The sequence below is a fragment of the Kribbella sp. WER1 genome, assembly GCF_054189145.1.
On the sequence record NZ_CM135186.1, the window covers coordinates 8,330,697 to 8,356,248 of the forward strand.

Below are 25,552 nucleotides of genomic sequence, written 5' to 3' on the forward strand. Positions count from 1 at the left end.
AACACAGACTGAGAACAGCGTCGGTGATCCTCGCCGCCGCGCTGGTCGCGGGCTCCGGCACCGCGATCGTCTCCACCACGTCCGGTGCCGAAGCGGCCGCCGCGGCCGAGTCGACGGGCGCGCCGGCGCTGAACGTGCGAGACGGCCAGACCCTCGAGGGCACCAAGGGCATCACCGCCGAGCCGTCGGCTGAGAACGACTCGGTGGTCGCTCTTAAGGTCGACGGGCAGCAGGTCGCTGCGGACAAGACCGCTGGTACGGCGCACTTCGCGTTCGACATGGGCGGCAACGGCACCGAGGCCCGGTACCACAACTACATCACGGTCAACGGCCGCACCGACAAGGTGTTCTTCCCGGACATCCCGGGCGGCCAGAGCGGCCGGCTCGACCTGCCGGGCGAGTGGCTGTACGCCGGCGCCAACACGCTGACCGTGCACGCAGGCGCCGCCTGGGTCGATACCACGAACACGGCCGCCGTCGGCTACGAGGTCCTCCCGTACGGCGAGGGCGGCCGCTGCCCGAACTACGACGACTTCCCGCTGAGCAGCATCAGCCTGAGCCTGCTCGGCACCGCGATCGACGGCGAGCAGAACGACTTCAGCTACAGCTTCGGCGACGGCACCTGCGGCAGCTCGAAGCACCTGCTGACCCAGGACCTGACCTTCATCGTCACCGGCGAGCCCGGCAGTACGGCGGGCCTCCGCAAGGACCTCGACACGACGCAGCTGAGCAACGGCGAGCACACGATCGTCGCGACGACTGCCTCCGGTGCCTCGACGTCCGCGAAGATCCAGGTCAACAACGCCCCGGCGGGCGCCCCCAAGATCACGCCGGCCGACGGCACGGTCATCAAGGGCGAGCAGCCGGTGATCGCCGCCGTACCGGCCGGGAGCGAACACGGCGTGGACTCGCTCGCGATCGACGGCAACCCGGCGCAGAACGCCGAAACGCTGGCGGCCGGTACGGCGATGTTCGGCGTCACCGTCGAGGCCGGCAACTCGGTCGAGGCGCGGTACCACAACTACCTGCTGGTGAACGGCAACCGGGTGGATCTCGGCGGCGACTACGGCGTCAGCGGCGCGGAGACCGCGACCGTGCAGCTACCGCAGCGGTACCTGAAGCTCGGCGACAACGTCGTCCAGGTGAAGACCGGCGACTACAACGGCACGCTGAACGGCGCGACCTGCGCGAACCACGACGACTTCAGGCTCAGCGCGCCGACGCTCACCGCGACCGGGACGGTCACCCGCGGAACGACGTACCTGCTGACGACGACGGGATCGACCACCACGAAAGCCGAGACCAGCGCCGAGAGCCTGGCGCTCGGCGACGGGACCTGCGGGCCGAACAAGGAGGCCGAGTACCACTTCACGATCGCGGACGCGCCGACCGGACGGACCGTGGAGACGCTCGGCGCCGGGAAAGCCGCGCACCTGAGGGTGTTTGTCGGCGGCAACGGTTCGGACAACGGGTACGACAACAAGGTGCTGGTGAACGGTATCCCACTGGATCTCGGGATCTGGGAGAAGGAGACCGCCGACCTCACCTTCCCGAACGAGTGGCTGGTACCGGGGACGAACGTGATCGAGTTCGTGGCCGGCACCGACCACGGCAGCGCGAAGCCGGGCGGCTGCGACAACTACGACGACTTCACGCTCCGGGACTTCGAGCTCGCACCGGACGGCGCGAAGGCCACCGTGCTGTCGCATGAGGTTGCCCAGAGCAACGTGGTGATCGGCGGCGCGACGTACCCGGCCGGCTCGCCGGTGACCGTGTACGTCGGCGACGGCAGCTGCGGCAGCAGCCACAACGGCGTCCTGCGGAAGACGATCCTGTTCGACGTCACCGCCACCGACGGGTCGCCGCTCGCGGCGCTCGGCCGGCGGGCGGACGTGGACACCACCACGCTCGCCGACGGCGCGCACTCGATCGAGGCCGTCGTGGCCGACAAGACCGCGACCCGGCACTTCACGGTCGACAACTCGGCGCCGACGGTCGCGAACAGCGTCCCGGCCGAAGGCCAGCGGATCACGTCGACGGTCGCACTGATGGTGAACGTCGAGGACGCGAGCGGCCTCGCGGGGACGCCGGCGATCACGCTCGACGGAACGCCGGTGAAGCAGGGCGACGAGATCGGCCACGGGCTGCCGGCCGGTGCGCATACGCTCGCGGTCACGGCGACCGACACGCTCGGCAACACGGCCGTCCGCGAGATCCACTTCACCAGCGCGAGCATCCCCGACGTACCGACGGAGCTCGCAGCCACCACCAGCGACCGGTCCGCGAAGCTGACGGCGAAAATCCCAGGCGAAGCCGGGGTGCAGCTGACCGCAACCTTCACGAAGGCTGACGTGGTCACCCCAGTGCAGGGCTATCAGGGCGAGGCTGCGGACGTACCGGATTCGCTCGACGTCGCCCACGACCGGACGGTCGATGTCAACTCGCTCAAGCCGTTGGACGGGAAGACTGTCGATACCGGGTCCAGCCGGGACGTGGTGTTCCAGCGGTACGACCTGAAGGCGGGCGCGGGGAGCACGTTGCGGTGGGAGGGCACGATCGATCCGAAGCGGGTTGTTGCCCTGCGCGCCTGGGATTCTGCTGCACAGCGGTGGGTTGTGCTGACGAGTGGGCGTGGGGTGGCCGGGGAGTCGACCGTGCTGACTGCCGGTGTTGAGCAGCGGTATGTCGATGGCGGCGTCGTACATGTGCTGGTGACGGGGGAGGATCCGTTCGCGGACGATCTCTCGCCGCGGGACGCGTCGGCGCAGGACGACAAGGACCACTTCGAGGACCCGGCGTCGTACGACTTCTCGATCGCGCACTTCACCGACACGCAGTACCTCACCGAGGGTGCCGCGGGCGGGACGTACGACGACTGGGACGGCGTCAAGGAGCCGTCGGACGTGATGACCGCCGAAGAGCAGGCGATCTGGGCGGCGGCGTACCGCAACGAGGTGCAGTGGATCGCCGACAACAGCGCGGGCCGCAAGATCCAGTACGCCGCGCACACCGGCGACATCATCGAGAACGACTACTACGACCCGCTGGCGAAGAACCCGGACGGCTCGCTGCAGCGCCCGGGGCTGAACGAGGAGGTCGAGAAGGAGCTCGCGCTGGCGTCGTCGTACCAGGAGATCCTGGACAAGAAGGGCGTCGTCAACCAGGTCATCGCCGGTAACCACGACAATCAGCTCGGTGTCGAGACCGGTCCGGCGTCACGGTTCAGCAAGACGTTCAGCGCGGAGCGGTACCAGGAGGTCGCGAAGGGCTGGCCGGCCGGGGCGGAGTACCACGCCTGGGACGAGAAGGTGAACGCCGACGGGTCGATCACCCCGGGCAAGGACAACCAGAACAACTACGTGCTGTTCTCGGCGGGCGGGCTGGACTTCGTCGCGGTCGGCCTGTCGTACGGCGTGACGCCGCAGGAGGCGAGCTGGGCGGACTCGGTCTTCAAGCGGTACAAGGACCGCAACGGGATCCTGCTGTCCCACGACTACCTGCGCCCGTCGACGAACCCGGACGGCCGCGGTGCCGCGTTCTCGGCGCCGGACGGATCGCCACTGTACAAGCAGGTCGTCGAGGCGAACCCGAACGTGTTCCTGGTGCTGGCCGGTCACGAGCACGGCGTCGGCACCAACCTGAAGTCGAAGGTCGGCGTCACGGTCGCGCACGACGTGGTCGAGCTGCTCGCCGACTACCAGTTCTACACGGTGCCCGCGGGCGAGCTGTGGCCCAAGCTGGTCGATGCCAACGGCAACATCGACGTGAACGGTGACGGTACGCCGGATCACAAGGCCACGGACCGCCTGCAGTTCGGGGCAAGCTTCCTGCGGCTGCTGCAGTTCGACGTCAAGCGCGCCGAGATGCACATCGACACGTACTCGCCGTTCCTGAACAACTTCGGGGCGACCGAGTACGACCTCCGCCAGGACGGCAGCCAGACCAAGCCGCGGTACAACGGTGCCGAGGACAACCTCACGCTGCCGGTCGACCTGACCACCCGGAAGACGTCGTTCAGCACCGACTCGCTGGCCGCGTACGTCCCGAACGGGGTGATCGGCACCGACGCCGTGACCGCCGGCGGTACGGCGACCGCGACGTGGAACGGGCTGAACCCGGCGACGTCGTACGGCTGGATCGTCACTGCCCGCAGTGCCGACGACGGTACGGCGGTCGCGCAGCCCGCGGTGCTCCGGACCCGGAAGGGGCAGCCGACGGTGACGGCTCCGGCCGTGTCGGTGCCGTGGGGTACGGCGGCCAAGGTCGTCGTCAACGTTGCCGCAGGCAACCTGCCGGTCGACGGGACGGTCGAACTGCGCGAAGGCACGAAGGTGCGGGGGACCGCTCCGGTGGTCGCGGGCAAGGCGACGTTCACGCTGCCGGTCGGCCTGGCCGCGGGTGTGCATGCGCTGACGGCGGCGTACTCGGGGAGCGACACGTTCGAGGCCGCGCAGGGTGCGGTGAGCGTGAGCGTCAACCTGCCGCCGGCCTGGAACGTGAAGACGCTGTACAAGGCCGGCGACAAGGTCTCCTACCAGGGCAAGCCGTACCTGGCGCCCTGGGCGAGCATCCGCCAGACGCCGGGCGATCCGTACGGCGCCTGGCAGGAGCTCGCGATGACCGAGGACGGGACCACGCTGTGGACCGTGTCCCGGATCTTCGAGAAGGGCGATGTGGTGCTGTTCAAGGACAAGCGCTACCAGGCCAAGTGGTGGACCCGGAACCAGGCTCCGGGCGATCCATACGGGCCTTGGGCACCTATCCGGTAGTGACGGTTTGCTGTAGGTCGTTGTAGCCGGTGGCCGGCTGCCAGGTTCCGTTGTTCGCGAAACGTACGGCGTAGACCGCGTTGTACGTCTCGCTGGAACCTGGCAGCTTGGCCTGCGAGTGCAGCTTCGGATCCGCGACGTTGAGCAGCACCTTGTAGGTTCCCGGGACCGGGGGAGCTTTCACTGCCCAGTTCAGGGAGATCGGGGCGCCGGGGCTCCAGCGACGGGGGTCGGCGGGGACGTCGTACGTGAAGGTGTGTTTGCTGTTCTGGAAGATCAGCTGCACCTTCCGTGGATTGTAGGGCGAGGCCCAGCCGTCGTTCCGCAGTTGCAGAGTGACGTGCACCTGTCCTGGGGATTGAGTGACCGTGCTCTGGGTGAGCGCGAACCGGTAGCCCAGCTTCTGCTTCGCGATCTCGAGGTTCTGGCCCCAGCTCGCCAGCACGTCCGGGTGATACTCGATGTTCAGGAACGAGAAGTGCAGCCGTGCCATCTCTGCCGCTGCTGACGGCCACTCCGAGCGCGGTGCGTCCACTCCACAGGTCTCGCCGCCTTCCGGCACATAGTTGGTGTCCTGGGCAACGAAGTCCTTGTCGAGCTCGCTCAGGTACGTCCCGTAGTCGTCGTCGCTGGCCAGGAAGCAGTCGTTGTGCTGCCCGATCCGCGCCAAGGCCGACCCGCTGTACGCCTGCGCCGCGGTGAGACCACCCGCGGTCCCGGTCGGTACGCCGTACATCCGCTGCTTCATGTACGGCGTACGCACCTGGACCATCCGGTCCTTCGGTAGCGCCTGGAGCAGCGCGTCGACGACGGCCTTGCGGTCCGCCCAGTTCTGCTCGGAGACCTGGCTCGGGTCGGCCGGGTCCGAGAAGTAGTCGGTGTAGTAGCCCTCGCCCCAGAGCCCGACGAATCCGGACTGGACGACCGCGATCATGTCCGAGTTCGCCCGCAGGATCGGCGTGAGCTGCTTGATCTGTTTGACGACGCGGGACACGGGCGCGTCGCCGTACGGCGTCGGCGGCGGCCAGCCGTCGCCGGGCAGCGCGTACGCGAACCGCACGATCAGCTTGACGCCGGCGGCGCGGGCCGTGTTGAAGTCGGCCTGCATGAGGTCGAGGTAGTGCTTGTCGATGACGTCCTGCTTGGCGAACTTCTCCAGGTAGAACAACCGCAGGATCTGCGTGATGTGCTCCTGGGTGCGGAAGTTCCGCAGCGTGGTCAGGTCGAGCGGGACGTAGCCGGTGCCGTCGGGGCGGTAGTGCGTCTCCTCGTGGTGGTAGAAGCCGCGCTCCTGGTTGGCGATCACCTCGTTGCTGGTCGTGTAGGTGCGGATGGTGCCGTTGTGTGCCATCGCCGACTGGGTCGGTAGTAGCAGAGCGATTGCCGCGAGGGCGGTGACGAGCCGTCTCATGGGGTTCTCCTAGCTGAGGGTGAGCGTGTGCAGGAGCGAGTTCATCCCGGTCGTCGCGTCCCAGGTGCCCTGGTTCGCGAGGCGGATCGAGTAGTCGGGGCGGGTGGGCAGGAGCGGGTCCGGCAGGTTGAGCAGCAGGTCGTACGAACCTGCTGGGACGGTGGCCGGAACGGTGAGGGTCTGGCTGACGGTGGTCGACGTACCGGCGGCCCAGCGGCGTGGGTCGGACGTCAGCGGAAGCTTGTAGGTGCTGCCGGTGGAGGCGTTCCGCAGTACGAGCTCCAGAGCACGCGGGTTGTACGGCGAGGCGTAGCCGTCGTTGTGGACAGTGAACGTGATCGGCAGGGCGCCGCCGCGGGTGGCGCTGTCGGGGTACGTGCCGGACTCGAGGCGGAAGCGGTAGCCGAGGTTCTTGGTGATCGTGGCGAGGCAGCCGCCGGTGTTCCAGGAGTTGAGCACGTTCGGCTCGTAGTCGGTGTTGAGGAACGACCAGTGGAACTGCGCGAGCTCGGTCGTCGCGGTCGGGCAGTCGGAGCGCGGCGGATTCGCGCCGCAGGTCTCGCCGCCCATCGCGACGTACGTGGTGTCGGCCTGCAGGTACGGGTACTCGACGGCGGTGTTCTCGTACGTGCCGAAGTCGTCGGGGCCGGCGAGGAAGCAGTCGTTGTGGTGACCGATCCGCGAGGGCGCTGAGCCGTTGTAGGCGTCGGACGGCTGGACGGCGGTCGTCGAGTACATGGTGCGTTTGAACTTCGGCGTTCGGAGCTGGATCATCCGCGAGGTCGGGACGACGCTGAGCAGCTTGTCGGTGACGGTCTTGCGGTTCGCCCAGTCGGTGCTGGAGACCGTTCCCGCGTTACCGAAGTTCTGCGTGTAGTACCACTCGCCCCAGGCGCCGACGAGCCCGGCCTGGACGACGGCGATCACGTCCTGGCCCGCGTTGAGGTACGGCGCGAGCTGGTCCAGGTGCTGGAGGACCCGGTCCTTGGTCGCGTCGTCGCCGGTGGTCGAGGTCGTGTACGCGAACCGGAGCACCATCTTCAGGCCCGCGGCGCGGACGGTGCTGATCTGCTGTTGGAGGTGGTCGAGCGCGGACTGGGCGATCGGGCCGTTCTTGTAGTCCGCGAGGTAGAACACGCACATCACCAGCGAGATGCCCTGCGCGGTGCGGTAGTTCTGCAGCGTGGCCTGGGAGAAGTTGGCCTTGTCGCAGTCGCCGGTGTGGTGATACAGCCCGCGCTCAGGATTCGCGAAGTTCTCGATCGACGGGCTGTACGTCGTAAGGCCGGCGCCGGTACCTGCCTGGGCGGGAGCGACGAGCTGCGTGGTGAACAAAGCGGTGACCAGGGCGATGAACGTGAACGGACGCATCATGATGCTTCCTCTCGCTGGGCGGGGCGATGGGATAATCATGGAGTCCAGGAAAATTATGTCAAGGTCTGAGGCCGTCGGTGATCGCCGCCTCCACCTCGCCCGACGCCAGCCGGACGGCCCCGAGCGCCACGCCTTCGTCCGCGAAGGCCGAGACCCGGATCTCCGGCGTTCGCAGGCACCACCGCTCCAGCTCCCGTCGCAGCGGCTCCACCAGTACGTCCGCCGACCGCGAGAAGCCGCCGCCGATCACCACCAGCTGCGGATCCAGCGTCAGCACCAGAGCCGACGTCCCGATCGCCAGATCCTTCACGTACTTCTCCACAGCTCGCCGCGCACTCGCGTCACCCGCGCGAGCGGCGCCGAACACCCGCTCGACCCCGGCCGCGGGAGTCTGGTGCTGGAGCCAGTCGTGCAGGTGAGTGGGCGCCTGCTGCCAGCCCGCGGCGGGAAGGGCGCCGATCTCGCCGGACCAGTTGGCGAAGCCGCGGTGCAGGTTGCCGTCGATGATCAGACCGGCGCCGGTCCGCAGGCCGGCCAGCAGGAACACGACGTCCTTGGCGTAGCGGGCGACGCCTCGCCACGTCTCCGCGAGGGCCGCGAGCTTGCAGTCGTTCTCCACCCGCACCGCGCCGGGAACCAGCCGCCGTACGTGCGCCGCGAGATCCACCCCGCTCCACTCCGGCAACGAGTCCGACAGCATCACCTTGCCGGTCCCGTCGACGAGCCCGGTGGTGGCGACCCCGGTCGCCCAGATCTGCGAACCACGACCCTTCAGAGCCTTGGCAACGCACCGGTCCACAGCCGCAAGCCGTTCCCGGCGCCCGGCCTGCGCCGGGACTTCGACGCGGGCCTGCTCGAGCACCTCGCCGTCGAGGTCCGTGACGAGCGTCAACACCTTGTGCCCACCCACGTCGACGCCGAGCAGGCGACCCGCTCCGGCGTTGAACCGGTACCGCCGCGCCGGCCGCCCGACGCTGCCCGACGTAGGAGCAACTTCGGCCAGCCAGCCGCGGCCGAGCAGGTCCCGGGCGACGTCCTCGGTGGAAGCGCGCGACAGCCCGGTGCGTTTGGACAGCTCGGTGAGCGTCAGCGGTTCGGTATCGCGCAACTCGCGCAGTACGGCGGTCGCGTTCAGCTGCCGCAGCCGCGAGAGATCCCCGCCCACCGGCTCGTCGGACATCGCGGATGCTCCTCACGTAATCCAGGACTCCTGGATAACTATAAGCACCCGGACTGCGCGCGGGTCTCAGCGTGTGAACGCCGCCGGAAGAACCCTGTTGCGGACTCCTGACAACGTTGTACCGTGATCTGCCGAACGGTCATCAGAAACGTTTCCGCAGGTTCCACGAGGAGGACCAGCGTGTCCAATCCACTGAAGATCGCGACGCTCAGCTTCTGGCATGTGCATGCCGGCGACTATTCACGGCAGGCCCAGGCGCATCCGGGGACGGACCTGGTGGCCGTCTGGGACGACGACGCCGACCGCGGCCGCGAGGGCGCCGAGCGGTTCGGCGCCGAGTACACCGGCGATCTCGACGCGCTGCTGGCGCGCGAGGATCTCGACGGCGTGGTGATCACGACGCCGACCGACGTGCACCGCGACATCATGGTGAAGGCGGCCCGGGCCGGCAAGCACATCTTCACCGAGAAGGTGCTCGCGCCGACGGTCGCCGAGGCCGAGGAGATCGTCGCTGCCACCGACGCCGCGGGCGTGAAGCTGGTCGTCTCGCTGCCGCGGCTGTACCACGGCTACACGACGGCGATCCGCGAAGTCCTCGACAAGGGCACGCTCGGCACGCTGACGTACGGCCGGGTCCGGCTCTCGCACGACGGCGCGATCGGCCGCGACGGCAAGGACGGCTGGCTGCCGCAGCGGTTCTTCGAGCCGAAGGCCGCGATCGGCGGCGCGCTCACCGACCTCGGCTGCCACCCGGTGTACCTGACCCAGCTGTTCCTCGGTGCGGAGCCGGAGACCGTGAGCGCGACGTACCGCTCGGTCGCCGGTCGCGGGCTGGAGGACAACGCGGTCGTGGTGGCCGGGTACGGCGACCAGCGGATCGGCGTGATCGAGGCGGGGTTCGCGAGCAGCAACCCGTTCACGATCGAGCTGTTCGGCACCGAGGGGACGCTGACGTACACCGACGCCGGCAACGTGCTGCTGGTGAACGGCGAGCAGATCGACGTACCCGAGCACGCGCCGGACGCGTTCGCGCAGTGGGTCGACCACATCACCAACGGCACGCGGGCCGACGACAACATCGCGCGGGCAGTCGAGCTGACGCGTCTCGTCGTGGCGGCCAACGCGGCGGCCGCGTCCAACCAAGTGATTTCCTACAAGGAGTAGCCGATGATCAAGGTTGGGTTGATCGGCGCGGGCGGGATCGCCTCGGCGCACATCAAGGGGTATCGGGCGCACGCCGACAAGATCGGCGTGACCGCCGTGGCGGACGCGGTCGAGGAGACCGCGAAGCAGCGTGGCGAGGAGCTCGGCGCGACCGCGTACACCGACTACAAGGAAATGCTCGCGAACGAGGAGCTGGACGCGGTCGACATCTGTCTGCCGCACCACCTGCACCGGGACGCGATCGTCGCGGCCGCCGAGGCGGGCAAGCACATCCTCTGCGAGAAGCCGCTGTGCCTGTCCGCCGAGGAGGCGGCCGACGTTCGCAAGGCGGTGACCGACCACGGTGTGACGCTGATGTGCGCGCACAACCAGCTGTTCATGCCGGCGGTCGCGAAGGCGCGCGAGCTGTTGCAGGGCGGCACGATCGGCACGGTCTACGAAGTACGGACGACCGACAGCTTCTACAACGACTTCGACCCGAGCACGATGGGCTGGCGGGCGAGCAGCAAGACGAGCGGTGGTGGCGAGCTCATCGACACCGGGTACCACCCCACCTATCTGATGCTGCACCTGGCCGGCGGGATGCCGGTCGAGGCGACCGCGATGCTCTCCACGCACCGGTTGAAGTTCATGGAGGGCGAGGACTCCGCGCAGGTCCTGATCAGGTTCGACAACGGTGTCGTCGGCCAGCTCGTGACCAGCTGGGCGTACCAGCCGGCCACCTCCACCGAACGGTTCTCCGCCGTCGGCGAGCTCGGCTCCCTGACCAGCGACGGTACGACGCTCTCGTACCGCCTCCGCTCCGGCGAGACCGAGACGTTCGAGTTCGAGCCGGTCGACACGTTCGTCGCCGAGATCGGGCACTTCGCCGACTCCCTCGCCGGTCAGCAGCGTCCGCTGCACACCGAGGAGGAGGGCATCGCCGTCCTCGGCATCCTGCTGGCCGCGTACGAGGGGTCGAAGGCGAAGACGATCGCGCCGGTCCTGAAGGTCTAGTTCTCCTTGAAGTAAAAGCCTTCCGCCAGGTCGGCGAGCAGGTCCGGGTGGGTGGGCTGCCAGTTGAGCAGCTCACCCGTCCGGGCCGCGGACGTCGGGTTGTCCATCACCGCGAACTGGCCGAGGAAGCCGACGTACTGCGCCGCCTCGTCGGCGGTGACCGAACGCGCCGGCAGGTCGAGCCCGCGGCCGATCGCCTCGGCGATGGTGCGGAACGCGATGCCTTCGTCCTGTACGGCGTGCAGCCGGCTGCCCGCGGGCGCCGACTCGAGCGCGAGCCGGTACAGCCGTGCCGCGTCGAGCGTGTGCACCGACGGCCAGCGGTTCGCGCCGTCGCCGACGTACGCCGCAAACCCGTTGCGGCGGGCGAAGCCGATCAGCGTCGGCGCGAAGCCGTGCAGGTCGAGCCGGCTGTGCGTGATCGCCGGCAGCCGGAGGATCGACGAGCGGACACCCTTGGCGGCGAGGTCGACGACGTAGTTCTCGGCGTCGATGCGGTACCCGCCGTTCGGGTCGTGGTCGTCCTCGGTCGCGAGCCGGTCCTGGACGAGGTGCGCGAGCATGCCGGTGCCCGACGTACTGACGAGCGGCTTGTCGGTGCCGGCCAGGACGTCGCCGATCGCCCGCAGCGCGGCGAGGTCGGACTCCGCCGCGCCGGCCAGATCCCCGGACGCCATCGCGTCGTGCCGGAACGCCAGGTGGACGACGCCGTCGGCCGCCGCGGCAGCGGCCTGGAGCCGGTCGAGGTCGTGCAGGTCGCCCCGCACCGCCTCCGCGCCCCAGCCGGTGAGGCGCTTCGCCGACTCGTCCGAGCGCGCCAGGCCGAGCACCTGGTGGCCGTTGTGCAGGAGCTCCGGGACCAGTGCCGACCCGACGTGCCCGGACGCTCCGGTGATGAATACGCGCATGAGAACTTCCTCCCAGAAGTGATGTCATTGACTGACATCACCGATGCTACACCCTGATGTCACTCGATGACATCGGCTAGGATCGACGGCATGGGACGGTGGGAGCCGGACGCGGCCGGGCGGCTGCGAGAGGCCGCGATGGCGCTGTACGCCGAGCGCGGGTACGACGGCACGACCGTCGCCGAGATCGCCGACCGGGCCGGCGTCACCGCGCGGACGTTCTTCCGGCACTTCACCGACAAGCGCGAAGTACTGTTCGCGGGCTCGGAGTTGCTCCAGGAGCACATGGTCGCCGCGCTCGCGGCCGCGCCGGCGGACGCGACCCCGATGGCGGCGATAACCGGCGCCGTGCTCGCCTCGGCCGACTTCTTCGACGACATCCGCCGCGAGTACTCGCGCCGCCGGGCCACGGTGATCGCGTCCACCCCGGAGTTGCGCGAGCGCGAGCTGATCAAGATGGCGACGCTCACCACCGCACTCACGCGGGGTCTGCTGGACCGGGGCGTCGCGCCGGACGTCGCGGCGCTGGCGGCCGAGACCGGGGTCGGGGTGTTCCGGGTGTCGTTCGAGCGGTGGATCAGCGCGCCGGACGACGTGCCGATCGCCGACGTCATCCAGGCGACTTTGAAGAACCTCTCCGCGCTCACCGCCTAGGTGTCCAGGCGCGGCACTGGGAATGAACCCCGCCGGTTCTGGTGTTGACGTGTCAACCTAGACTTGCGGGGACCGAACAGGAGCGTGCAGACATGACCGAGGTGGCCTTCGGGCTCGACACCTTCGGGGACATCCCGGTGGACGACAGCGGAGCGCCGGTGACCGCGGCGGCGGCGATCCGGCAGGTGGTGGACGAGGCGGTGCTGGCCGACCAGATCGGCGTCGACGCGATCGCGCTCGGCGAGCACCACCGGCCGGAGTTCTCGATCTCGACACCGGAGACGGTGCTCGCCGGAATCGCCACCAAGACGTCGAACATCAAGCTCGGGTCGGGCGTGACCGTGCTCAGCTCGGACGACCCGGTGCGGGTGTTCCAGCGGTTCTCGACCGTGGACGCGCTGTCGAACGGGCGGGCCGAGGTGATCCTCGGGCGCGGCTCGTTCACCGAGTCGTTCCCGCTGTTCGGGTACGACCTGGCCGACTACGACAAGCTGTTCGAGGAGAAGCTCCAGCTGTTCGTACGGCTGCTCGACGAGAAGCCGGTCAGCTGGGAGGGCACGGTGCGGGCGGCGCTCGACAACATCGACGTCTATCCGAAGACCGAGTCCGGACGGCTCACCACCTGGGTCGGCGTCGGCGGTTCGCCGCAGTCCGTCGTCCGGACGGCGTTCTACGGGTTGCCGTTGATGCTCGCGATCATCGGCGGTTCGCCGGAGCGGTTCGCGCCGTACGTCGACCTGTACAAGCGGGCCGCGGAGCAGTTCGGGACGCCGGCGCATCCGGTCGGGATGCACTCGCCCGGGTTCGTCGCGGACACCGACGAGGAGGCGAAGGAGGTCTACTTCGCGCCGTACAAGGTGATGCGCGACCGGATCGGCGCGCTGCGCGGCTGGCCGCCGTTGAAGCGCGAGGAGTTCGAGTCCGAGGTGCTGCACGGGTCGATGTACGTCGGCTCGCCGGAGACGGTGGCCCGCCGGATCGCCGGCGCGATCCGGTCGATCGACGCCAAGCGCTTCGACCTGATCTACTCCGGCGGACCGCTGCCGACCAGCGCCCGGCTGAAGGCGGTCGAGCTGTACGGCACGAAGGTGGTTCCGATGGTGCGGGAGCTGCTGTCGTGACGACGATCGGGATTCTCGGTGCGGGGAAGGTCGGGACGGTGCTCGCGCGGCTGGCGGTCGCGGCCGGGTACGACGTGCTGATCGCGGGGTCGGGCGACGTGTCGCGGATCGCGCTGATCGTCGAGGTGGTAACGCCCGGTGCGGTCGCGGTGACGGCCGCGGAGGCGGCGGCCCGGGCGGATGTGGTGATTCTGGCGTTGCCGCTCGGGAAGTACCGGACGATCCCGGTCGGCGAGCTGCGCGGGAAGCTGGTCGTCGACGCGATGAACTACTGGTGGGAGGTCGACGGCGTCCGCGACGACCTCACCGACCCGCGGACGTCCTCGTCCGAAATCGTGCAGGAGTACTTGCCGGCGTCACGTGTGGTGAAGGGCTTCAACCACATGGGCTACCACGACCTCGACGAGGGTGCCCGTCCCGCCGGGGCCCCGGATCGCAAGGCGATCGCGATCGCCGGCGCGCCCGAGGACGTCGCCCAGGTCGCGGGCCTGGTCGACGCCCTCGGCTTCGACCCGGTGCTTGCCGGACCGCTTCCGGAGGGCAAGCGCCTGGAGCCCGGCACCGAACCGTTCGGCGCGAACGTCGACGCCGAGACCCTCGAAGGCATGCTGGGTGCCGACGGACGGGTAGTGGTGCAGGATCCGGCGGCCGGCTGAGCGGTCCGCTCAGGCCGTGCCGCTGGTGGTGACCACCACCCGTTCGCCGGCACCGGCCGCTCGCTCGGCGCCGACCCCGGCTGCGATGACGCACGCGATGCCGGCGGCCTGGAGCAGGCTGGGGGACTGGCCGAGCAGCAGCCAGCCGATCAGCAAGGCCAGCGCCGGCTCCAGGCTCATCAACGTCCCGAACACGCCCGCGTCCAACCGCCGAAGCGCAAGGTACTCCAGCGTGAACGGCACCACCGGCAGCAACAGCGCCAGACCGAACCCGATGATCACCAACTGCCAGGTCAGCATCGGAATCGTCGCCGGCCCGGCAACGATCGTCGCCACCACAGCAGCGACCGGCAACGAAACACCCATCCCCTGTAGCCCGCTGACATTGCTCCCGACGTGCTGCGTCAGCACGATGTACGCCGCCCAGCACGCCGCCGCCCCCAGCGCGAACAGCACGCCGACGCCGTCTACCGCACCATGCCAAGGCTGCGTCAGAATCAGCACCCCCGCGAACGCCAGCGTCGGCCAGATCAACCGCCCGCGACTCCGCAGTACTGCCACCGTCAACGGCCCCAAGAACTCCAACGCGCTCGCTGTCCCCAACGGCAGTCGCGCCACGGCGGCCATGAACAGCAACGTCACCCCGCCGGTCGCCACCCCGAGCCCGACCGCTGCCAGGAACGAATTCCGGTCGAACGCACTCGGCCGCGGCCGGAACAGCACCAGCACGACCACACCCGCACACGCCAGCCGCAGCCACGCGGCACCCTCCGGACCGACCCGGTCGAACAGCCCGACCGAGACGGCCAGCCCGAGCTGGACCATCGTCATCGACAGCACCGCGAACGCGATACCGGTCTTCCGTGTGCGCATGCCTTCCAGTGAAGCCCGCGGCGCCGTTCGCGTCCACGTGAGAATCCTGCACAGATCGTTCATGATCAATGAATGGATGTACGTCGGCTGGAACTCCTGCTCGCGCTCTCCCGGCTGGGCTCGATGCACGCGGTGTCGGACGTCCTCGGCGTGACGACGTCCACCGTGTCCCAGCAGATCGCCGCCCTCGCCAAGGAAGTCGGTACGCCGCTGCTCGAACCGGACGGCCGCCGCGTCCGCCTGACCGCGGCCGGCCGTCGGCTCGCCGGTCACGCCGTGCACATCATCGCCGCCCACGACGCCGCCCGCGCCGACCTCGACCCGGCCGCGGAGCCCTCCGGTACGGTCCGGATCGCCGCGTTCCACACCGCGATCCGGGACAGCCTGCTGCCCGTCGTACCGCGGCTGCCGTCGGCGGTACGGCTGGAGATCCAGGAGCAGGAGCCGCCCGACGCGCTGGCGATGCTCGACCGCGACCAGGTCGACCTCGCCCTCACGTACGACTACAACCTCGCGCCCGCGCGTCTCGCTCCCACGCTCGAGGCGACCCCGCTCTGGGCATCCTCCTGGAGCCTGGCCGTTCCCTCCCGCTCCCGTCGTACGCCGGGGACGTCGGCGGAGGTGCTGGCCGCGTTCGCCGACAGCGACTGGATCGTGAACTCGCGGCACACCGCCGACGAGCAGGTCGTCCGGACGATCGCGGCCCTCGCGGACTTCGAGCCGCGGATCACCCAGCGTGCCGACAGCCTGCAGCTCGTCCAGGAGATGATCGGCGCGGGCCTCGGCGTCGCCCTGCTGCCGGCGGCGTACCCGAAGACCACCGGCATCTCTCTCCGCCGACTGCGCGATCCGGAGCCGCTGATGCGGACCCAGGCCGTGACGCGCCGGGGCCGGAGCACCTGGCCGCCGTTGTCCCTGGTCGTCGGAATGCTCTAGGAATGTCACAAGCAGCCCCGGTCAGCTGTCTACTTGACCGAGGGACGACGGACGGAGACTCAAGTGCGCAGGATCCTGGTGGTGGGCGGCGGGTACGCCGGGTTCTACACGGCCTGGCGGCTGGAGAAGAAGCTGCGGCGCGGAGAGGCCGAGGTGGTCGTGGTGGATCCGCGGCCGTACATGACGTACCAGCCGTTCCTGCCCGAGGTGGTGGCCGGATCGGTCGAGGCCCGGCACGCGGCAGTGTCGCTGCGGCGGAACCTGCGGCACACGAAGATCATTTCAGGGATGGTCACCGGCATCGCGCACGCCGACAGAACCGTGACGATCCGGCCGGCGCTCGGCGACGACTACCAGCTGACGTACGACGTGATCGCGGTGACGGCCGGCGCGGTGACGCGGACCTTCGACGTGCCCGGGGTGGCGGACCGGGCGATCGGGATGAAGCACGTCGAGGAGGCCGTTGCGATCCGGGACCGGCTGTTCACCGCGTTCGACGAGGCGGCCGGGCTGGAGCCGGGGCCGCAGCGGCGCAAGCTGCTGACGATCACGTTCGTGGGCGGGGGATTCTCCGGCGTCGAGGGGATGGCGGAGCTGCTCTCGCTGGCCCGGGCGCTGCTGAAGAAGTACCCGGAGCTGTCCGAGAGCGATCTCGCGTTCCACCTGGTCGAGGCGTCCGGGCGGATCCTGCCTGAGGTGACCGACAAGCCGGGCGCGTGGGTCGTGAGGATGTTCGAGCAGCGCGGCGCGGTCGTGCACCTGAACACCACGATGGTCTCCGCCGACGACGGGCACGTCGTCCTGTCCGACGGCACCGAGTTCGACTCGGAGCTGATTGTCTGGACGGCGGGCAACGCCGCGACCCGGCTGCTCCGCAACCACACGGACCTGCCGCACAACGAGCGCGGGCTGATGCAGGTCCGCGCGGACCTGCGGGTCGGTACGCCGGACGAGGTGGTCCCGGACGCGTGGGCCGCCGGCGACGACGCCGCCGTACCGGATCTTGCCGGTGCCTCGGACTACACGGTGCCGAATGCGCAGAACGCCGTACGGCAAGGGAAACTGCTGGCGAGGAACCTGCTGCGGTCGTTGCGCGGGCGGGAGCCGAAGAACTACGTGCACCACAGCCTCGGCGCGATCGCGACCCTCGGCCTCGGGACCGGGATCTTCCAGTACCGGCGGCTCGTCATCAAGGGTTTGCCGGCCTGGCTGATGCACCGCGGGTACCACGTGCTCGCGGTCCCGACCTGGGACCGCAAGGTCCGGGTGCTGGCGATCTGGATCGCGTCGTTCTTCTACGGCCGCGACATCGTCTCGCTGGCCTCGGTCCAGAGCCCCCGCGAGGCGTTCCGGTCCGAGGCCCGCACACGAACCCTCACCGCGACCCGCCCGGAGTGAGCAAGGCGGTCAGAGCGAGACCAGCACAACAGTTGCGGCGGCGCAGGCCAGCCCCCAGACCTGGCGGCCGGTCAGCCGCTCGTGCAGGACTGTCAGCCCGAGCAGCACGGTGACGGCGGGGTACAGCGACGTCAGCACGACCGCGACCGAGAGCGCCTGCGCGCGGCTGGCGAGCATGAACGCTCCGATCGCAGACGTGCCGAGGACACCCGATGCGACCGCGAGCATCGCCGTACGGCGGGCCATCCGCAGGCGCTCGCGGCGAACGGCGATCGGCGCGACCGTGAGTACGGCGACGACCCGGTTCAAAGCCAGCGGCCACAACCCGGCGGCCGCGTCGGCCCGGGCCAGAGCGACGTACTGCAGGGCGAACGCGGCACCGGACAGCAGCGCCCAGCCGGCGCCTGCGGCCGGTCCGGTCCGTGGGCCGTGCTCGCTGGTGATCAACCAGATAGCCGGGGCCGCGATCGCGAAACCGGCCCAGGCCCACCAGCCGAGTCGGTCGTGCAGCAACACCACGCCGATCACCACCGGGATCGCGACGCCGGCGACGTCGCTGAGCGGTACGACGAGGCTGAACCGGCCGACCTTCATCGCCTGGAACAGGAACGCGGCACCCAGCCCGGTGCCGATCCCGGACAGTGCACCCCACCCAAGTGCGGTCGCCGTCACATGCGGGGCGGCGACCACCAGCGCCAGCAGGGTGATCAGGATGACGCCGCACAGCTGGCCGACAAGCACGACGGACGCGCTGTGCAGTCGGCGGGCAGCGAGGCCGGCCGCGAAGTCCGACAGCCCGAAACACAGCGCGGACGCCAGCGCGAGCGCAACACCCACGTTCTGTCAGGTAACCGGCGCGCCTGCAGCCAAACGGGTCAGCTGATGCGGGTCAGTCGGCCGTCCGGCGAGATGCGGATGGTGGTTTTGCGGGTGCCGACGGTGAGGTCGACGAAGTAGAGGCCGGCCGTGGTGCGGGTCGTGTAGGTGACAGCTTCGGTCGGGGCGGTGGGGACGATCGCGGAGAGGATCGTCGCCGTCGTGCCGGTGCGGGTGAACTTGACGACCGGGGCCGCCTCGCGGTGGAAGATGTCTGGGTAGTACCAGCCCTGCACCGGGTCCTGCCGGCCTTCCACGACGGAGATGCCGTCCTTGGCGGGTTGTTGCTGGTACGGGATCTGGAGCAGGTACGTCTTCGCGCCCGGGGCGGTCGCGACGGCGGTGGTGGGGGACTGGACAGACACCTTCTGGCCGGGGGCGAGGTGCCAGAGCGTCTCGTACCGCTGCTCGTCGGTCGCCTGGCCGCGGTCCAGCGTGATGATCAGGTCGGGGTCCTTCAGCACCAGGACGTCGCGCTTGCGGGTCACGCCCGGCGCGGGAGAGTCGGCCAGCGAGTACGACTCCCAGGTCGGCGTGATCGACGCGCGGACAAGCTGGGTGTCGACCGACGCGACGTCCGCGGACGGGATCGTCATCACGTTGTGCGCGGCCTGGCTCTTCGACCACGCCTGCCACTTGTCGAGCTGGTAGCCGGAGTGGCCCGGGTCGATCAGGACGTCGCGGCCGTGGGACGAGTACGTCACCGACATGTGGTCGTCGTGCCCGTGCAGCGTCCGCGCCGCGCCGTACCGGATGCTGTACGTCGACTCCCGCCCGAACGGCCGCGTCTCGCCCCAGCCGGTGCGCCCGAACACGTACCCGGCGTCGTACACCGCGACCCGCTTCGCCGGCTTCGTGCCCTGCTTGCCGAGCGAGGCCACGTAGTCGAGCGCCGTACCGGCCGCGCCGGTCGGCTTCTGCTTCACCGCGTCGCCGACCTGCTGGAGTTCGCCGGTGGACTTGGTCGCGAGCGCGAGCCACTCGGACAGCGCGGCGCGCCGCTGGTCGATGACCTTGCCCGGGTCGGAGCCGCAGCGCTGCAGCGCGGTCGTCGCGCGGCCCCAGAGCAGGTAGTTGAACATCGCGTACCCGACGGACTGCTCGTTCGTCGAGCCCTGCGGGTCGATCGCGGTCGTGATCGCCTGGGTCAGCCGCTGCACCGCGAGCTGCTTGAGCTCCGGCCGCTTGAGCGTGCACCCGACGCCGAACAGCGCGATGCTCTCGTCGGTCCCGTGGTTCGACTGGCCGCTCCAGTTCACGATCATGAACTGCGCGTGGTCGACGAGCGCCTTGTCCAGCCAGGCGTACTGCGTCGGCAGCTTGGTGACGTGCAGACCGCTGAGGACCGCTTGGCGCGTGCACAGCAGCACGTTGGTGCGGTGCATCGTCGCCTCCCAGGCGCCGACGTCGCCTTTCCAGCTGTACGGGTTGTCCTGGACCCAGTCGTGGATGATCGCCAGGACGTGCGTGAGCGCCTTGCGGTCGCCGCGCCCGCCGGCCTCGATGCCCTTGCCGAGCCAGCGCAGCGAGTGCAGCCACATGTACCAGCTGGGCTTCTTGTACGGGTCGGCGCGCCAGTTGATGTCGCCGTTCCCGTTCCCGACCTTGTACGCCGGGTCGTCGCCCCAGGCGAACGTGTCCGTCATCAGCATCGTCAGCGGCACCTGGATCCCGCTGTACCCCGGGCACTCGTACGTGCCGGTGTTCGCGACCGGGGTCGACGGCGGGGGAGTGGCGGGCGTGTCCACGCCGGGGAGCGGCTCGTCCGTCGAGTCCGCGAGGCTTGGCGTCGGTTGCGAGGGCTTGGGCGTCGCGCTCGGCGTGGGCGACCCCCCGGCCGAGGCCGTCGTACTGCGGTCGCGGGCGCCGGGCATCAGCACGAACACCGCGCCCGCGAACGCGACCCCGCAGACCAGCACGCAGGCAAGCGTCAGCGCAACGGTCCGCCCCACCCGCCTCTGCGCCACTCGCCCCCCTCTCCCATCAGCAAGACGCGTTACGGCACCCGATCCGTTGCATCCGGCCCCCAGCGTACGAGGGTCCGGGGGCGGCGGCCCAGCGCGGTCACGCCGAGCCCGGCGAGGCTCGCCCCGGCTGCGACCACCGCACACGTCACGAACCCGCTGCCGAGATCATGCGCCGTCCCGAGCAGCGGCCCGAACGTCGCGACCCCGATCGCCCCGCCGATCTGCCGGGACGTGTTGAACGCGGCCGAGGCGGCACCGTGCAAGGCGGGCTCGACCGCGGCGATCGACTGCGCCGTCATCGTCGGTACGAGCAGCCCCGAGCTGAACCCGATCGGCACCAGCGCAAGCACCATCGGCCAGACCGTCGTCGCCGTACTCGCCCAGGCGAGCGCCAGCAGCGCGACGGTGATCACGGCCTGCCCGATCGCGAGGACCGCGGGACGCCCGAGCCGCCGGGCCAACGGCGCCGAGCCGATGTTCGCGATCGAGATCAGCCCGGTCAGCGGCAAGAACAGCAGACCGGTGACCAACGCGGTCAGACCGCGTCCTTGCTGGAACAGCAGGCTCATCGAGAAAAGCACGCCGTAGAAGGCGAAATTGAGCAGCAGCCCCTGGATCGCCGCGGCCGCGAACCCGCGGTCGGCGTACAGCCTCGGCGGCAGCAACGGCGCCCGGACGGACCGCTCGACGAGGACGAAACTCACCAGGCCGGCGACCGCGACCACCGCCGCGACGACGACCGCCGGATCGAGCCAGCCGCGCGCCGGCGCCTCGATCAGCGTGAAAACGAGCCCGCCGATGAACGCGGTCGCCGTCCCCATCCCGCCGAGGTCGAGCCGCCGGGATCGCTTGCCGACCGCCGGCATCGCCCGCCAGGCCCAGATCGCCGCGGGGATGCCGATCACCACGTTGACGGCGAACACCGCCCGCCAGTTCGCGAGCGCGACCAGGCCGCCGCCGAGCAACGGTCCGGCCGCCATCCCGGCGCCGCCCGCCGCGGCCCACCAGCTGACCAGGCGGTGCCGGGTGTGCTCGTCGGTCGCGGACGCCGTCGCGAGGACGAGCGCGCTCGGCAGCAACAGGGCCGATCCGGCGCCCTGCAGCAGCCGCGCGAGGTTCAGCATCAGCATCGAGCCGGCCGCGGCGCAGACCGCCGACGACAGCGTGAAGACCAGCAGGCCGGTGAGGAATGCGCGTTTCGCGCCGAGCGTGTCGGCGATCGCGCCGGCACCGAGCATCAGGGCCGCGAACGACAGCGTGTACGCGTTCAGCGACCACTCCAGTTCGGCGCGGGACGCGTGCAGATGGGTGGCCAGCTGGGCGAGCGTGACGTTCACGATCGTGCTGTCGACGAACACCATGAACGAGGCGATCAACGCGAGCGCGACCACCGACCGGCGAGGTTCGGGCATGCTCCCGAGCCTACGACATTGTTTGATGTACGTCGAACAATATCCCGGTCGACGGGCCGTTGACCTCCGCGAATGCGCTGGCTACGGTGTTCGAACGCATCTCGGAAATCGATTTCTCCCGCCTCCGCCCGTCAAGGAGAACCCGAATGACCGTTTCTGACGCCCCGGCCGGTTGCGCGAACCGGTCCTGTGCCGGCGACTGCCCTCGCGCCCAGCTGAGCCGCCGTACGTTCATCGCGCTCGGCGCGACCGCGGTCGGCGCGCTCGCCGTACCGGCGCAGGCGCTGGCCGCTCCGCCGAAGCCCGATCCCAAGGTGTTGTTCGACCGCGGTACGCCGACGTCGTACACAGGGGCCGCGCTGCAGCGGATCGGGATGCCGGTCGGCGGCGGGACGACCGGGCAGGTGTATCTGTCCGGCGACGGGCGGCTGTGGGCCTGGGACGTGTTCAACCCGACGTCGTTCCCGCTCGGCGGCGCGGACTTCTCCGGGCACCACTACGCGTTCCCGTTGTCGGCCGACGACCCGGGCGCCTCGCACTTCGGCCAGGGGTTCGCGCTGCGGACGACGACCCGCGGCCGGACGACGACCCGGACCGTGGACGCCGCCGGGTTCAAGGACGTGCGGTTCACCGGGTCGTACCCGATCGGCCGGGTCGCGTACGCCGATGCCGCGAGCCCCGTGAGCGTGCAGCTCGAGGCGTTCTCGCCGTTCGTGCCGCTGGCCACGCTCGACTCCACGCTGCCGACGACGGTCATGTCGTTCACGCTGCGGAACACGTCCTCGGCCGCGGTCCGCGCGACGCTGCTCGGATACGCCGAGAACCCGGTGTGTATCGACAGCCGTCAGCGCCAGCCGACCATGCTGCAGGCGCGGGCGTTCCCGGGCGGCGTGCAGTTCGGCGCCGTCGACGATCTGGCCGCGGAGCAGGACGACATCCTGTTCGAGGACTGGGAGAAGGACACGTTCGACGGCTGGACCGTGACCGGCAACGCGTTCGGCGCCGGACCGGTGCGGCCGCTCGACGTACCGAACCTGATGAAGCGGTTCGGCGACCTGAACGTGTCGGGGACCCGGTTCGTCACGTCGTACGACTACCGCGGCGGCACGTACGACGCTGCCGTCGGAAAGCTGACCAGTCGCGAGTTCACGATCGAGCGCCGGTACGTCGCGGTCAGCCTCAGCGGCGGGCGGCATCTGGGGGAGACGTGCGTCAACGTCGTCGTCGACGGTCAGGTGGTGGCGACCGCGACCGGTGACGAGAGCGAGCCGCTGGTCGCGCAGATGCTCGACGTCGGCGCGTTCGCCGGGCAGATTGCCCACATTGAGATTGTTGACAATCACACAGGTGCCTGGGGGCACCTCAGCTGCGACGCGATCGTGTTCACGGACCGCCCGGACATCGTCTTCGAGACCTGGGACAAGACGACGTACGACGGCTGGACGGTGACCGGTGACGCGTTCGGTGCGGGGCCGGTGACCGCGGCCGAGACGCCCGACGGGTTCCGGCGCGCTTTCGGCGTCCGGACGGAGCTGAACGTCAGCGGGCGGTTCGTCACGTCGTACAACTTCCGCGGGACAGGGGATCCGGACCACTTCACGGGTTCGCTGACCAGCCGCGACTTCGTGATCGAGCGGCGGTTCGTGACCGCGTGGGTCGGCGGCGGCAGCCACCAAGGCGAGACCTGCTTCAACGTCGTCGTCGACGGCAAGGTGGTGGCGTCCGCGACCGGGACCGACATCGAGCCGCTGACGGCGGTCTCGATGGACGTCGGCAAGTACGCCGGGAAGACTGCCACCATTCAGATTGTCGACAACAACACCGGCGGCTGGGGCCACGTCAACGTGGACCGGATCCTGTTCAGCGACCGCCCGATCCGCCGGGAGCCGGTGGCCGAGCGCCCGGACGGCGGCACCTTCGCGCTCGCCGCGCTGACCCCGGGCGCGGTGGTCCGGCCCTCGATCGCGGACCACTCGACGACCGACGCGTTGTTCGACTCGGCCGCCGGTCCGGCGGACTCGGCCGACCCGCAGACCGGAACGGTCGCGGTCACGGTGACGCTGCCGCCGGGCGCGTCGCGGACCGTCCAGTTCGCGTACGGCTGGTTCTTCCCGAATCCGCAACGCGAACTGTTCTCCGAGCTCGTCGGCGCGTCGACCTTCCGACGGCACTACGCGACCAGGTTCGGCTCGGCCCGCGACGTCGTCAGCTACGTCGGGAAGAACCTGCCGCGGCTCGAGCGCGACACCAAACTCTGGGTGCAGACGTGGTACGAGGACTCGTCGCTGCCGCACTGGTTCCTCGAGCGGACGCTGGCGACCGCGTCCACGATCGCGACCAGCACCTGCTACCGGTGGGACGACGGCCGCTTCTACGCGTGGGAGGGCACGTACTGCTGCGCGGGCACCTGCGAGCACGTCTGGAACTACGCGCAGGCGATCGGCCGGCTGTTCCCCGACCTCGAACGCGACACCCGCGAACGCGTCGACCTCGGCATCGCGTTCCGCCCGACCGGCGAGATCGGCAACCGCGGCGAGTCCGGCGACGCGTCGAGCTCGTTCGCCGACGGGCAGACCGGGACGATCCTGCGCATCTACCGCGAACACCAGATGAGCAAGGATCTGTCCTTCCTGCAGCGCGTCTGGCCGCGGGTCCGGACCGCGGTCGAGTTCCTCGTCACGCACCGGGACGGCGCCGACGAGGACGGCATCTTCCGCGGCAGCCAGTGGAACACGCTCGACACCGAGTGGTTCGGCGAGGTCCCGTGGATCAGCGGCCTGTACGTCGCGGCGCTCCGGGCCGCCGCGGCGATGGCGACCGACGCCGGCGATCCGGCGAACGCCACGCGATACACCACGATCGCCGATCGCGGGTCGGCGTACCTGTCGGGGAAGCTGTGGAACGCGGAGTACGGGTACTACGTGCAGAAGGTCGACCCCGCGCATCCGACGGCGGAGAACAGCAACCGCGGGTTGTTCATCGACCAGATGTACGGGCAGACGTACGCGTCCCAGCTCGGCCTGCCGCGGGTCTTCCCGGCGGACCAGGCGAAGACGGCGCTCTCGAAGCTGTACGAGTCGAACTTCCGGGCAGCGCCGGGGACGTACCGGCCGCCGGGGATCGGGGCCGGCCGCGTGTACACGACCGGCGACGAGAGCGGCGTACTGATGGCGACCTGGCCGCACGGCGGGTCGGACGAGACGCGCGGGCTGATGTACTTCAACGAGGTGTGGACCGGCCAGGAGTACCAGTTCGCGGCGCACCTGTTCGCGGAGGGGATGACCGACGAGGGCCTGGCCGTCACGCGGGCCATGTACGACCGGTACGACGCCACCAAACGCAACCCGTACAACGAGATCGAGGCCAGCGACCACTACGCCCGGGCGATGATGGGGTACGGCGTCTACCTGGCCGCCTGCGGGTACGAGTACCACGGCCCGCGCGGGCACCTGGGGTTCGCGCCGCGGATCCACCCGGAGAACTTCCGCGGCGCCTTCACCGGGGCGGAAGGGTGGGGCCTCTACTCCCAACGCCGTACGGCGAAGTCGCTGAGCGCAACGATCGATGTCCGCTACGGCCGCCTCAACCTCACCACCCTGTCCCTCGAGACCGCCTCCCCGGCCCACCGCGTCGAGGTCCGCACCGGCTCCACCCGGCTCCCGGCGACAGTGGTTGCCACCGGCAACCGAGCGGTCGTCACGCTGGCCAAGCCGGTCACGATCACCTCGGCCGCCCGCCTGGAGGTCGTCCTCAGCTGACCCCGACCGCCGCCGGCACACGGGGAGCCGGCGGCGGACGGCGTCGGCCCGGCCGCGTGGACATGGTGCAGTGCGGACCCCGCCCCGCCGCCGGTACAG

The 25,552-nt window shown here is 69.8% G+C and carries 17 protein-coding genes; 9 read left to right on the forward strand and 8 right to left on the reverse strand.

Annotated elements, in window-relative coordinates:
• Positions 1-23 precede the first annotated feature (23 nt).
• Positions 24-4,769: an Ig-like domain repeat protein gene (locus ACXJJ3_RS40540; RefSeq protein WP_458167349.1), complete on the forward strand. Its 4,746-nt coding sequence runs from the start codon at positions 24-26 to the stop codon at positions 4,767-4,769.
• Here the strand turns inward: ACXJJ3_RS40540 and ACXJJ3_RS40545 are convergent.
• The 3 genes from ACXJJ3_RS40545 to ACXJJ3_RS40555 are packed head-to-tail and all read right to left on the reverse strand — an operon-like array spanning position 4,759 to position 8,734.
• Positions 4,759-6,180, reverse strand: coding sequence for a DUF4832 domain-containing protein (locus ACXJJ3_RS40545; RefSeq protein WP_458167350.1), 1,422 nt, complete (start codon positions 6,178-6,180; stop codon positions 4,759-4,761). The two genes, ACXJJ3_RS40540 and ACXJJ3_RS40545, sit on opposite strands and share 11 nt — an antisense overlap.
• 9 nt (positions 6,181-6,189) lie before the next feature.
• Positions 6,190-7,554, reverse strand: a complete 1,365-nt coding sequence (locus ACXJJ3_RS40550; RefSeq protein ID WP_458167352.1) for a DUF4832 domain-containing protein — start codon at positions 7,552-7,554, stop codon at positions 6,190-6,192.
• A gap of 58 nt (positions 7,555-7,612) precedes the next feature.
• Entirely contained in the window at positions 7,613-8,734 is a 1,122-nt protein-coding gene (locus tag ACXJJ3_RS40555) for an ROK family protein (RefSeq protein WP_458167353.1), read from the reverse strand.
• A 180-nt stretch (positions 8,735-8,914) separates the two neighbouring features.
• Here ACXJJ3_RS40555 and ACXJJ3_RS40560 point away from each other — a divergent pair, with 180 nt between their 5' ends.
• Positions 8,915-9,898 (forward strand): Gfo/Idh/MocA family protein, encoded by a 984-nt coding sequence (locus tag ACXJJ3_RS40560; protein WP_458167354.1) that lies wholly within the window; start codon positions 8,915-8,917, stop codon positions 9,896-9,898.
• Positions 9,899-9,901: 3 nt separating this feature from the next.
• Positions 9,902-10,894 (forward strand): Gfo/Idh/MocA family protein, encoded by a 993-nt coding sequence (locus tag ACXJJ3_RS40565; RefSeq protein WP_458167355.1) that lies wholly within the window; start codon positions 9,902-9,904, stop codon positions 10,892-10,894.
• Here ACXJJ3_RS40565 and ACXJJ3_RS40570 read toward each other — a convergent pair.
• Positions 10,891-11,802 (reverse strand): SDR family oxidoreductase, encoded by a 912-nt coding sequence (locus tag ACXJJ3_RS40570; RefSeq protein WP_458167356.1) that lies wholly within the window; start codon positions 11,800-11,802, stop codon positions 10,891-10,893. The two genes, ACXJJ3_RS40565 and ACXJJ3_RS40570, sit on opposite strands and share 4 nt — an antisense overlap.
• Before the next feature lie 90 nt (positions 11,803-11,892).
• Between ACXJJ3_RS40570 and ACXJJ3_RS40575 the strand changes: the two genes are divergently transcribed.
• The 3 genes from ACXJJ3_RS40575 to ACXJJ3_RS40585 all read left to right on the forward strand — a co-directional run bounded on the left by ACXJJ3_RS40575 (position 11,893) and on the right by ACXJJ3_RS40585 (position 14,233).
• Positions 11,893-12,456, forward strand: coding sequence for a TetR/AcrR family transcriptional regulator (locus tag ACXJJ3_RS40575; RefSeq protein WP_458167357.1), 564 nt, complete (start codon positions 11,893-11,895; stop codon positions 12,454-12,456).
• 92 nt (positions 12,457-12,548) lie between these two features.
• Complete coding sequence (locus ACXJJ3_RS40580) at positions 12,549-13,577, forward strand: LLM class flavin-dependent oxidoreductase (protein WP_458167358.1); 1,029 nt, start codon at positions 12,549-12,551, stop codon at positions 13,575-13,577.
• Positions 13,574-14,233 carry an NADPH-dependent F420 reductase gene (locus tag ACXJJ3_RS40585; RefSeq protein ID WP_458167359.1) on the forward strand — a complete coding sequence of 220 codons (660 nt, stop codon included), beginning with the start codon at positions 13,574-13,576 and terminating at the stop codon, positions 14,231-14,233. Before ACXJJ3_RS40580 ends, ACXJJ3_RS40585 begins: the two co-directional genes overlap by 4 nt.
• A gap of 9 nt (positions 14,234-14,242) precedes the next feature.
• On the opposite strand, the gene ACXJJ3_RS40590 is transcribed toward ACXJJ3_RS40585, so the two are convergent.
• On the reverse strand, positions 14,243-15,106 hold the full coding sequence (locus ACXJJ3_RS40590; RefSeq protein ID WP_458167360.1) for an EamA family transporter: 864 nt from the start codon (positions 15,104-15,106) through the stop codon (positions 14,243-14,245).
• Positions 15,107-15,178: 72 nt separating this feature from the next.
• On the opposite strand from ACXJJ3_RS40590, the gene ACXJJ3_RS40595 reads away from it, so the two are divergent.
• On the forward strand, positions 15,179-16,042 hold the full coding sequence (locus tag ACXJJ3_RS40595; protein WP_458167362.1) for a LysR family transcriptional regulator: 864 nt from the start codon (positions 15,179-15,181) through the stop codon (positions 16,040-16,042).
• Positions 16,043-16,105: 63 nt separating this feature from the next.
• Positions 16,106-17,440, forward strand: a complete 1,335-nt coding sequence (locus tag ACXJJ3_RS40600) for an NAD(P)/FAD-dependent oxidoreductase (RefSeq protein WP_458167364.1) — start codon at positions 16,106-16,108, stop codon at positions 17,438-17,440.
• Positions 17,441-17,449: 9 nt separating this feature from the next.
• Here ACXJJ3_RS40600 and ACXJJ3_RS40605 read toward each other — a convergent pair whose 3' ends face one another.
• The 3 genes from ACXJJ3_RS40605 to ACXJJ3_RS40615 are packed head-to-tail and all read right to left on the reverse strand — an operon-like array spanning position 17,450 to position 21,695.
• A complete protein-coding gene (locus tag ACXJJ3_RS40605) occupies positions 17,450-18,277 on the reverse strand; it encodes an EamA family transporter (protein ID WP_458167365.1) in 828 nt (275 codons plus the stop codon).
• A 38-nt stretch (positions 18,278-18,315) separates the two neighbouring features.
• A complete protein-coding gene (locus ACXJJ3_RS40610) occupies positions 18,316-20,283 on the reverse strand; it encodes a heparinase II/III domain-containing protein (RefSeq protein WP_458167366.1) in 1,968 nt (655 codons plus the stop codon).
• Positions 20,284-20,312: 29 nt separating this feature from the next.
• A complete protein-coding gene (locus ACXJJ3_RS40615; protein WP_458167367.1) occupies positions 20,313-21,695 on the reverse strand; it encodes an MFS transporter in 1,383 nt (460 codons plus the stop codon).
• A gap of 146 nt (positions 21,696-21,841) precedes the next feature.
• On the opposite strand from ACXJJ3_RS40615, the gene ACXJJ3_RS40620 reads away from it, so the two are divergent.
• Positions 21,842-25,453 carry a GH116 family glycosyl hydrolase gene (locus ACXJJ3_RS40620; protein ID WP_458167368.1) on the forward strand — a complete coding sequence of 1,204 codons (3,612 nt, stop codon included), beginning with the start codon at positions 21,842-21,844 and terminating at the stop codon, positions 25,451-25,453.
• Positions 25,454-25,552: the final 99 nt, after the last annotated feature.

What these genes read in the sequence shown, in the direction of transcription:
- ACXJJ3_RS40580 (WP_458167358.1), top strand. Translation starts at nt 12,549, where the DNA reads ATGACCGAGGTGGCCTTCGGGCTCGACACCTTCGGGGACATCCCGGTG.
- ACXJJ3_RS40545 (WP_458167350.1), bottom strand. Translation starts at nt 6,180, where the DNA reads ATGAGACGGCTCGTCACCGCCCTCGCGGCAATCGCTCTGCTACTACCG.
- ACXJJ3_RS40565 (WP_458167355.1), top strand. Translation starts at nt 9,902, where the DNA reads ATGATCAAGGTTGGGTTGATCGGCGCGGGCGGGATCGCCTCGGCGCAC.
- ACXJJ3_RS40570 (WP_458167356.1), bottom strand. Translation starts at nt 11,802, where the DNA reads ATGCGCGTATTCATCACCGGAGCGTCCGGGCACGTCGGGTCGGCACTG.
- ACXJJ3_RS40575 (WP_458167357.1), top strand. Translation starts at nt 11,893, where the DNA reads ATGGGACGGTGGGAGCCGGACGCGGCCGGGCGGCTGCGAGAGGCCGCG.
- ACXJJ3_RS40615 (WP_458167367.1), bottom strand. Translation starts at nt 21,695, where the DNA reads ATGCCCGAACCTCGCCGGTCGGTGGTCGCGCTCGCGTTGATCGCCTCG.
- ACXJJ3_RS40550 (WP_458167352.1), bottom strand. Translation starts at nt 7,554, where the DNA reads ATGATGCGTCCGTTCACGTTCATCGCCCTGGTCACCGCTTTGTTCACC.
- ACXJJ3_RS40555 (WP_458167353.1), bottom strand. Translation starts at nt 8,734, where the DNA reads ATGTCCGACGAGCCGGTGGGCGGGGATCTCTCGCGGCTGCGGCAGCTG.
- ACXJJ3_RS40620 (WP_458167368.1), top strand. Translation starts at nt 21,842, where the DNA reads ATGACCGTTTCTGACGCCCCGGCCGGTTGCGCGAACCGGTCCTGTGCC.
- ACXJJ3_RS40595 (WP_458167362.1), top strand. Translation starts at nt 15,179, where the DNA reads ATGGATGTACGTCGGCTGGAACTCCTGCTCGCGCTCTCCCGGCTGGGC.
- ACXJJ3_RS40590 (WP_458167360.1), bottom strand. Translation starts at nt 15,106, where the DNA reads ATGCGCACACGGAAGACCGGTATCGCGTTCGCGGTGCTGTCGATGACG.